Genomic DNA, 8,556 nt, shown 5'->3' with positions numbered 1-8,556 from the left:
CCGCCGCCCGTCCGGTCCACGGCGGCGGGCGGCGGGGCCGAGCGCACCCGGGCGCGCGGGCAGCCCAGGTGGACGACCAGCTCCAGGTGGTCGATCCGGGAGACCAGTCCGACCGGCACCAGGACCGGGGCGCCCGGCACCCACGGCCGGGTGTCCACCAGCAGGTGGTCTCCGGCGTCCTGGTCGACGCGGCCCAGCGGGCCGTCGGTCGCCTCGACCTCATAGCCGACCAGCGTCAGATCGGCGGCGTGGTGGGAGCCCGGGCGGTACTCCCACAGGTCGGTGGTCATCACATCTCCGGGTGGTCCCAGGGCCGGCGGTCCCGGCCGTCCCGACGCTCCTCCCCGTGGTCGCCGCCGTCCGTGGGCTCCCCCGGCCACCCGCGGCTCCGCGGCTCCCGGAACCCGCCGGGCCCGCCGTCCGGCAGGCCGTCCGCCGTCTCCGCACGGCGGCGCCGGTGGCGGCGCAGCAGGACCGAGATCACGGCCGCCAGCACGACGCTGCCGGCCCAGACCAGGGCCGTGGCGATCGCCATGACCGCGGTGGGCTTGCGCACCGCGACACTGAGGCAGATCGCCGACATCACCAGTGCCGTCATCGGCACACCGGCCGGCACCCGGCGGCCGAGGCCGCGCAACGCGCGCCCCAACCGGCTCGGCCGTCTGGCACCCATCGTGCTCAACCGCCGGTCGAGCCGGGTGTCCCGGCGCAGCTCACCCTCGATCTCGGCCAGGAGCCGCCGCTCCCGTCCGCTCAGCGCGGGTCCGTCCATCTCGGTCACCTCCGGCACTTCCGGTGACGACGTCCTCCCGTCCGGGCGATTGCCCGGCGGGGTGCGGGCTAACCGCTCCGTCCCGCCGAGGCGGTCGCAGCGGTCGGACGGCGGTCGCCGAACGCCCGGGGGCGGGCGAGCAGGCTGTCGTCCAGCACACGCAAGAGGGCCGCGGCGTCGCGGTGCACCTCGACGGCGCCCGCGGCCCGCAGCCCGGGCGCGGTGGCGCCGGCGCCGAGCACGGCGACGCACGCCACTCCGGCCCGGCGCGCGGCCCGGACCTCGGGCACGCTCCCGGCGACGAACACCGCGTGCGCGGGTTCACCGTCCACCAGGTCGAGCGCGGCCCTGACCGGGTCGTGGCCGGGATCGGCCACGGTGAGCGCGGGGGCCCCGCCCGGTCCGGGGGCGGTCAGCACCACGGTCCAGCCACGGGCGGCGCACTCACGCGGCAACTCGGCGGCGCCGCGTGACGTCGCACGCCAACCGGCCCCGAAGAGTGCCGCCGAGACGACCGTCATGGCCCACCGTTCCCATTCCGCACCACCCACCGGCGCGCCCTTCCAGCCTAGGCCCGCCCCCCTCACCCCGCCCCCGCGACCGCCGGCGGCCAGGCGGGCGAGAGCCACCGGCTTGGGACGAACACGATTCCGAGCCCCCTGGCCGCGACACGCCGCGCTTCTTGATCACGGTCGTGTCAGCAGTCCGGGCACTCGGGTCGGTCGGGCGGCTGCGGGAAGTCCTCCCGCCCGTCCAGCCAGCCGGTGAGCCGCTCGGACAAGGTGAACGGCTCGGGGAAGAGGGCGTGGCGCGGACACGAGCCGTGCGGGTCCCAGCCCCACATCCGTCCCTCGGGAGTGCCGAAGTCAACGAGCGACCAGATCGCGCAGCCCCACGTCAGCAGGGGCACCACCGGTGTCGGATAGTCCGTGCCATAACCCTCGCGCCACGCGAGGTACGCCTCCAGCACGGGCGGTTCGTCCTGGTACTCGGTGAGGGACAGTGCGCCGTCCCAGCGGCCGAACCCCCCATCGGCGACTTCGAGGTGGATCCGCCTGAGCAACGGCGGCATCCGGTGCCCCACCGCGGCCTCAAGCTCGGCCACGGCTTCCAGCGGTGCCGGCAGCGGCAGTCCTCCGGACCGGGCCTGCTCACGGATCCTGTCGATGATCTCGTCGTCGGTCATGCGGTTTTGGTATCAACCGCCTCCGACATCACCCGTGCTCGCCGCGGTGGCGGCTTTCACCGAAGCGGACGCAGCGACCGGTGGGCCGTATCAGGTGGTGGGATCGGTGGGCCAGGGGTCGGTGGACAGGCGGGCGTGGAGGTGTTCGTCGTGGTGGAGGCCGTCGCCGAAGCGGAAGGAGGCGCGGAGGGTGCCTTCGAGGGGGAAGTCGCAGCGGGCGGCCACCCGGCAGGAGGCCGGGTTGTCGACGGCGTGGGCGAGTTCGATGCGACGGGCGCCGGCGGTGGTGAAGCCCCACTGGGTGATCGCGCGGGTGGCGCGGCTGGCGACGCCCCGGCCGCGGGCGGACGGGAGCAGCCAGTAGCCGACCATGGCGAGACCGTCGGCGCGGTCGGTCCACCGCAGGGCGATGGTGCCGAGGAGGTCGGCGGTGGTGGCGTCCAGGATCGCGAAGTAGGCGAGGGTGCCGTTCCTCCATCCGGTGGACCAGCGGTCGACGCACGCCTCGGCCTGGACCAGGTCGGCGGCGCGCAGCGGGTTCCAGAGCGCGATCTCCGGGTCGGCGGCCGCCGCGGTCAGGCGTTCCAGCGCACCGCCCCGGACGTCGAGTTCCGGCCCCCACGGGCGCAGGACGACATCGCCCAGGTCGAGCGTGGCCGGGACGAAGGCGGGGACGGGGGCTGGTGCGGTGGATGTGGTGCTCATCCGCTCTTCCTATCCCCCGCCCCCGCCGTTGAGCAACGGGTTTACGGCCCCGGTGCCGCGGCCCGGACCGGTTACCCGGACGCCCCGCCGCCGGCCGCCGCCCCCGAGCTGCCCGCGTCCTTGGCGAACGGCACGTTGCCGGTGTTGGCGACGTGCCGGGCCGCGACCCAGGCGTTCCGGTCGCGCAGCAGGTACCAGATGTCGTTGCCGTCGATGTTCTGGGCCCTCACCTTGGACCGCAGACCGATCTTGGCGCCGAAGGGGAAGGTGCCGACGATGGAGGAGTCGGTGCTGGGGAACTCCCGGATGTTGACTCCGATCTCACTGACGACGGTCCCGAAGGGCTCGCTGGGTGTACCCATCTCTTCCTCGCTCTTCTCTCATCGAGCGAGCGGGACCGTAGCGGTCCGCCCGTGTGCCACGAGACTAGGGAGCGACCGGCCGAATTCGGCCGCTTTGGCGCCGTCTCGGCAATCCGTTCGCCCGGGGGGCGCGCGCACCGGACGGTCGCGCCCCCAGCCTGGGACCGGGGACAGGCACCGCAACCAGCGGCGGGACCGTCCTGGGGCCACCGCCCGACGCATCAGTTCCATTGACAGCTCGTCGGACCGGACCGATCCTCGCCGGTACGGCCCGGCCACCGGCCACGGGCGCCCGACGACCGGGGGTGGTCAGCGATGACGGACCAGTGCGCCGCACGACGGATGCCGACGACGGTCCGGCGGGCGGTCGTGTGCGTGTGGATCCACGCCGCGCTCAGCGGCTGTTCGGGGCTGCTGCTGCTCGGGGCCCTCGGCCGCGACCAGGGCGACGAGATGGCGCTGGTGCGCTTCGTGGCGATGACCTCCGTCCTGCTCGGCCTGCTGCTCGGCACCTGCGCCGGCCTCGCCTCCCGCCGGGCCGCCTGGACCAGGACGACGGTGGCCGTGATCGAGGCGCTGTCCGTCGCCGTCGCCGTGCTCCTGGTGGCGACCGGCTCCATCGCCGCCCTCACCGGCATCGCCCTCGGCGGCTTCGTCCTGCGGGCCTTCCTGTCCGCCGACGGCCGCGCCTGGTTCAGCGACTAGGGCGGAGGTGGATCCCCTCCGCGTCCGCGCGCGAAGGCCCGGCCGGCGAGCCGGTGGCGCTCGATCGTCCGGCGCGGGAAGTCGGACCGGCCGACTTCCCGCTCCGGCGGGCGGCGGGCCTCAGCCCCGGCCGCTGGGGGCCAGGCGGCCGATGACGTGCAGCAGGCGGTCCAGCGCGTCACGGGAGTTGGGCTCCGTCAGGTTGACCATCAGCCGGAAGGTCGCCCGCAGCAGGGCCGGGCTGCCCAGCCCGGCCGCCCCGGCGGCGCCCACCAGCCGTGGGTGGCTCAGCGCGGCGGCGGTGAGGCGGCCGAGCGCGAAGTAGCCGTCGTACGCGGCGCGCAGCGCCTGCGGGTAGGCGCGCAGGGCGAGGTCGCGGCCGCGGTCGGTGCGCCGGGCGAGGGCCTGGACGATCGCCTCGGCGGCGTAGCGCCCGGATTCCATGGCGTAGGCGATGCCCTCGCCGGTGGCCGGGCTGACCGTGCCGCCGGCGTCGCCGACCAGCAACAGGCCGTCGGCGTAGTGGGGTTGGCGGTTCAGGCCCATCGGGAGGGCGGATCCGCGGATGGGCTCGGTGACGGCCTCGGGGTGGTAGCCGTAGTCGGCGGGCAGGTCGTCGCACCAGCGGCGGAGCAGTTGGCGCCAGTCCACCTCGCGGGGCACCGCGCCGGTGTCGACGACGCCGAGGCCGACGTTGGCGGTGCCGTCTCCCATGCCGAACACCCAGGCGTAGCCGGGCAGGAGGCGGCGGGCGGGGTCGGTGGGGTCGCGCAGGTCGAGCCAGGCCTCCAGGTAGCGGTCCTCGTGGCGCGGGGTGGTGAAGTAGGTGCGGTAGGCGACGCCCATCGCCCGGTCGGTGCGCCGGTAGCGCCGCATCGCCAGGGAGAGCCGGGTGGAGTTGCCGTCGGCGGCGACCACCAGGGGCGCGCGGTAGGTGACGGGGCGGCGGTCCTCACCGAGCCTGGCGGTGACCCCGGTGATCCGGCCGGTCCGCTCGTCGACCACCGGGCCCGCGACGTTGGCCCGCTCCACCAGGCGGGCGCCGGCCGAGGCGGCGCGGCGGGCGAGCAGTTCGTCGAAGTCGGCGCGGCGCCGGACCAGCCCGAAGCCGGGGAAGGCGGACAGTTCCGGCCAGTCGAGTTCCACCCGGCGCCCGCCCGCGACGAGCCGCAGGCCGCGGTTGTGCAGCCAGCCGGCGGACTCCGAGACGTCGATGCCGAGGTCGATCAACTGCCGTACGGCGCGCGGGGTCAGGCCGTCGCCGCAGACCTTCTCGCGGGGGAAGGCGGACTTCTCCAGCAGCAGGACGTCCAGGCCGGTGCGGGCCAGGTGGTAGGCGGCGGTGGAGCCGGCCGGGCCCGCGCCCACCACGACGACATCGGCCGTCTCCGCGTCGTTCCCGGACGCGTCCTCGGTTGCGGCGGACGGCTCCACGCCACCGGCCGGGTCGGCGGGGGCCGGCTGGGCTGAACGGGTGGACGGCTGCTGTGCTGGGCCGGGCATGCGGCGCTCCCACGGGTGTCGGTCCTGCGGCGGACTCGGCGAATTCGGCGGACACAGACGATATGGACCGCGAACGCCCCGTCGAACCCGACACGCGGGCACCGGGCGCCACACCCCGCCTCACCGGCCCGATCCGGCACACGGTTCGCTCACATCCATGTGACCGAATCGTTGCGGTGGATTTGTCGGACAATCGGCTCCGCTTCCTCGCAATTCGGCCAAACCCTCCTTGCAGGGCGGGATCCGCTGCGGGATTTTGATGCGTCTCGTCCGCCGACCGCCATCGGCCGAGGGCTCCCACTCCCCCCGCGCGGTCCCACGCGGACCGCCGATCCCCGTTGGACACAGCCATGCGCATTCGCTCCACAGCGGCGAGATCCCTCGTCGCCGTCCCCGCCGTCGCCGCCCTGCTGCTCTCGGCCCACGCCGCCGAGGCCACCCCCGCGGGTCAGGCCGCGAAGGGCAACAACGGCACCGTCAAGATCCACGACTCCTCGACCGGGGAGGAGACCACGAACAACGAGCCCAAGGTCTGCACCTTCTACCTGGACTCGTTCGGCTTCGACGCCGGCCAGGACATCGTCTGGACGATCGCCCGGATGCACTCCGGCAACAAGGAGACCGCCGTCCTGTACGGCGACATCCCGGTGGACGGCAAGGGCCACGTCCGGACCGTGGACATCAACCTCCCCGACGGCCAGTACAAGCTGTACTGGGAGGCGATCGAGCTGGACCACGGCAAGCTGCCCAGCACGCCGCCGAAGCTCAACCACCCGAAGCAGAAGGTGTTCAAGGTGGACTGCGGTGGCCGCACCCCCACCCCCACCCCCACCCCGACGCCGACCCGCACGGCCACCACCACCCCGAGCGCCACCCCCACCGCGACGCCGACGCAGACGCCGACCAAGCCGGCTCCGACCACGCCGTCGACCTCGCCGACCGTCACGCCCAGCGCCACGCCGACCGTCACCCCGTCGACGACGCCGAGCACGGTGCCCACCGTCGTCCCGAGCGAGACGCCCCCGGCCACCCCGAGCGCGACGCCCAGCGCGACGCCGACCACGACCCCGAGCGCCACCCCGACCGTGACGCCGGTCCCGACCACGCCGTCGGTGAGCCCGTCGGTCACCCCGAGCACGACCCCGAGCACCACCCCGTCGGTCACCCCGAGCACCGAGCCCAGCACCACGCCGAGCACGGTCCCGCCGGCGAGCCCGACCGTCACGCCGAGCGCGAGCCCGTCCACCACCCCGTCGGCGACCCCGAGCGCCACCGGTTCGCCGAGCCCGTCGGCGAGCGCCTCCCCGAGCGGGCAGGCTCCGGCGCCGACCACGAGCGGCCAGGCCGCCAAGCCGACCGCGACCGTCCCGGTGCACACCGCGCCGCCCGGGACCGAGATCAACCCGGACCACCCGCTGATCATGCCGACCCAGGTCAGCGTGCCCACCCCGATCCCCGGTGCCGCCCTGGTCGGCAAGGACCTCGCGTCCACCGGTAGCGACGGCACCGGCACCCTGCTGGTGGCGGGCGCGGGCACCGTCCTGCTGCTCGGCGGCGCGGGCACCGTCGTCTACACCCGCCGCCGTCGCGGCGCCGGCGCCTGACGACCGCACCCCGGACACGCGAANNNNGCGCGGTTCAGGGCGTGATCGCCAGCTCCACGTAGGCGGCCAGGATGGCCAGGTGCACCGCGCCCTGCAGCGGGGTCGCCCGGCGCGGGATGACCGTCAGCGTGCCGACCACGAGGGTCAGCGTGAGCAGCACCAGGTGGGAGGAGTCCAGGCCGAGCACCAGCGGCCCCGAGAGCCAGAACGAGGCGACGGCGACGGCCGGGATGGTCAGGCCGATGCTCGCCAGCGCCGAGCCGAGCGCCAGGTTGAGGCTGGTCTGCACCCGGTTGCGCTTGGCCGCGCGCAGGGCGGCGATGGTCTCCGGCAGCAGGACGAGCAGCGCGATCACCACGCCGACCACCGAGTTCGGCAGCCCCGCCGACTGGACCGCCGACTCGATGGTCGGCGACACGCCCTTGGCCAGGCCGACCACCGACACCAGCGCCACGCCCAGCAGGGCCAGGCTGACGAGGGTGGCCCGGCGGGTCGGCGGCGCGGCGTGCTCCTCCTCCTCGACCACCTTGCCCTCCGCGGTGACCGGCAGGAAGTACTCCCGGTGGCGGAAGGCCAGGGTGGACACGAACAGCCCGTAGAGCACCAGCGAGGCGGTGGCCGCGAAGGCCAGCTGGGCGGGCGAGAACTGCGGGCCGGGCGAGGAGGTGGTGAAGGTCGGCAGGACCAGGCTCAGGGTGGCGAGGGTGCCGATGCAGGCCAGCGCCGCGCCCGTGCCCTCCGCGTTGAAGACCGCCACCCGGTGCTTGCGGGCCGCCACCACGATGGACAGCCCGAGGATGCCGTTGCAGGTGATCATCACGGCCGCGAACACGGTGTCCCGGGCGAGCGTCGCCGACTTGTCACCGCCGTCCGCCATCAGGGTCACGATCAGCGCGACCTCGATCACCGTCACCGAGACCGCGAGCACCAGGGATCCGAACGGCTCCCCCACCTTGTGGGCGATCACCTCCGCGTGGTGCACGGCGGCGAGCACCGCGCCCGCCAGGAACAGCGACACCACGCCCACCACCCAGCCGGGGAGTTCGCGGTGCCAGGTCAGGGCGAGGACGGCGAAGGCCAGCAGGGGCACGACGACGGTCCACTGCGCGACGAGGGGACGGAGCTTGGTGAACATGCCGCCGAGCATCCCATCCGGAAGCACGGGTTCCGTGGCGACGCCACCGGGGAGGCGGTGGATGTGGCCGACCTCATGACCCGGCCACCGTACTCCCGCCGTAGTCCGCGAGGTAGGCGAGGACCCTGGTGACGTGCGGTTTCACCCGATCGGGGACGCCGCCGGCGTCGGCGACGGTCTTGTCGCTCGTCCGGTAGCCCGCCGACACCAGGGCGGGCAGCTCGGCGTCGGAGTAGCCGCGCTGCTTGAAGCGCTGGGTGAGCCAGCAGACGTAGCCGCCCATCGCGGCGATCGCGTCGTCCGGGTCCATGTAGTCCTTGACGCCGTCGTGGTCGGCGTCCTGCGCCCAGGCGTTGAAGACGGAGGGCGTCCACATCGCCACGCCGTACTCCCCGGTCTCGGGGCGGGCCGCGGCCGTGCCGAAGCCCGACTCCGCCTTGATCATCGCGGCCAGCAGCGCCGGGGTGACCTCGGCCTCGGGGCAGCGGCGGGACGCGTCGGCGATCGGCCCGCGCAGCGCGACCGGGACGTCGGCGCCGGGCGGCAGGTCACCGGGGCGCACCGGGCCGGCCGGGCGCGACCGG

General features: G+C 74.6%; 11 protein-coding genes. 2 read left to right on the top strand and 9 right to left on the bottom strand.

Annotation, left to right across the window (positions count from 1 at the left end; translation table 11 throughout):
- From ABD308_RS09465 to ABD308_RS09440, 6 genes are all read right to left on the bottom strand, one after another.
- The coding region (locus tag ABD308_RS09465; protein ID WP_344330728.1) for a hypothetical protein at positions 1-290 on the bottom strand (290 nt) is incomplete at its 3' end.
- Positions 290-772 (bottom strand): hypothetical protein, encoded by a 483-nt coding sequence (locus ABD308_RS09460; protein WP_344330726.1) that lies wholly within the window; start codon positions 770-772, stop codon positions 290-292. The genes ABD308_RS09465 and ABD308_RS09460, both read right to left, overlap by 1 nt.
- Positions 773-840: 68 nt before the next feature.
- Positions 841-1,293 carry an HAD family hydrolase gene (locus ABD308_RS09455; RefSeq protein WP_344330723.1) on the bottom strand — a complete coding sequence of 151 codons (453 nt, stop codon included), beginning with the start codon at positions 1,291-1,293 and terminating at the stop codon, positions 841-843.
- A 176-nt stretch (positions 1,294-1,469) separates the two neighbouring features.
- The gene (locus tag ABD308_RS09450; RefSeq protein WP_344330720.1) at positions 1,470-1,958 is read right to left on the bottom strand and encodes a hypothetical protein; all 489 of its coding nucleotides are present in this window, start codon (positions 1,956-1,958) and stop codon (positions 1,470-1,472) included.
- A 90-nt stretch (positions 1,959-2,048) separates the two neighbouring features.
- Positions 2,049-2,663 (bottom strand): GNAT family N-acetyltransferase, encoded by a 615-nt coding sequence (locus ABD308_RS09445; protein WP_344330717.1) that lies wholly within the window; start codon positions 2,661-2,663, stop codon positions 2,049-2,051.
- Positions 2,664-2,734: 71 nt separating this feature from the next.
- Positions 2,735-3,025, bottom strand: coding sequence for an SH3 domain-containing protein (locus ABD308_RS09440; RefSeq protein ID WP_344330714.1), 291 nt, complete (start codon positions 3,023-3,025; stop codon positions 2,735-2,737).
- Positions 3,026-3,340: 315 nt separating this feature from the next.
- Here ABD308_RS09440 and ABD308_RS09435 point away from each other — a divergent pair, with 315 nt between their 5' ends.
- On the top strand, positions 3,341-3,730 hold the full coding sequence (locus ABD308_RS09435) for a hypothetical protein (protein ID WP_344330699.1): 390 nt from the start codon (positions 3,341-3,343) through the stop codon (positions 3,728-3,730).
- Positions 3,731-3,850: 120 nt separating this feature from the next.
- Here ABD308_RS09435 and ABD308_RS09430 read toward each other — a convergent pair whose 3' ends face one another.
- On the bottom strand, positions 3,851-5,233 hold the full coding sequence (locus ABD308_RS09430; protein WP_344330694.1) for a geranylgeranyl reductase family protein: 1,383 nt from the start codon (positions 5,231-5,233) through the stop codon (positions 3,851-3,853).
- A gap of 350 nt (positions 5,234-5,583) precedes the next feature.
- Here ABD308_RS09430 and ABD308_RS09425 point away from each other — a divergent pair, with 350 nt between their 5' ends.
- Positions 5,584-6,837, top strand: coding sequence for an LPXTG cell wall anchor domain-containing protein (locus tag ABD308_RS09425; protein WP_344330691.1), 1,254 nt, complete (start codon positions 5,584-5,586; stop codon positions 6,835-6,837).
- Between the two features lie 34 nt (positions 6,838-6,871).
- Here the strand turns inward: ABD308_RS09425 and ABD308_RS09420 are convergent, their stop codons facing one another.
- Together ABD308_RS09420 and ABD308_RS09415 are read right to left on the bottom strand one after the other, a co-directional pair.
- Positions 6,872-7,972 (bottom strand): calcium:cation antiporter, encoded by a 1,101-nt coding sequence (locus ABD308_RS09420; RefSeq protein ID WP_344330689.1) that lies wholly within the window; start codon positions 7,970-7,972, stop codon positions 6,872-6,874.
- Between the two features lie 73 nt (positions 7,973-8,045).
- Positions 8,046-8,556 (bottom strand): transglycosylase SLT domain-containing protein (locus ABD308_RS09415; RefSeq protein WP_344330687.1); only part of this gene is annotated, 511 nt, incomplete at its 5' end.

Origin of the sequence: Kitasatospora putterlickiae (assembly GCF_039527695.1) — a bacterium.
Taxonomy (GTDB): domain Bacteria; phylum Actinomycetota; class Actinomycetes; order Streptomycetales; family Streptomycetaceae; genus Kitasatospora; species Kitasatospora putterlickiae.
This window is presented reverse-complemented; position numbering and strand designations above follow the sequence as displayed.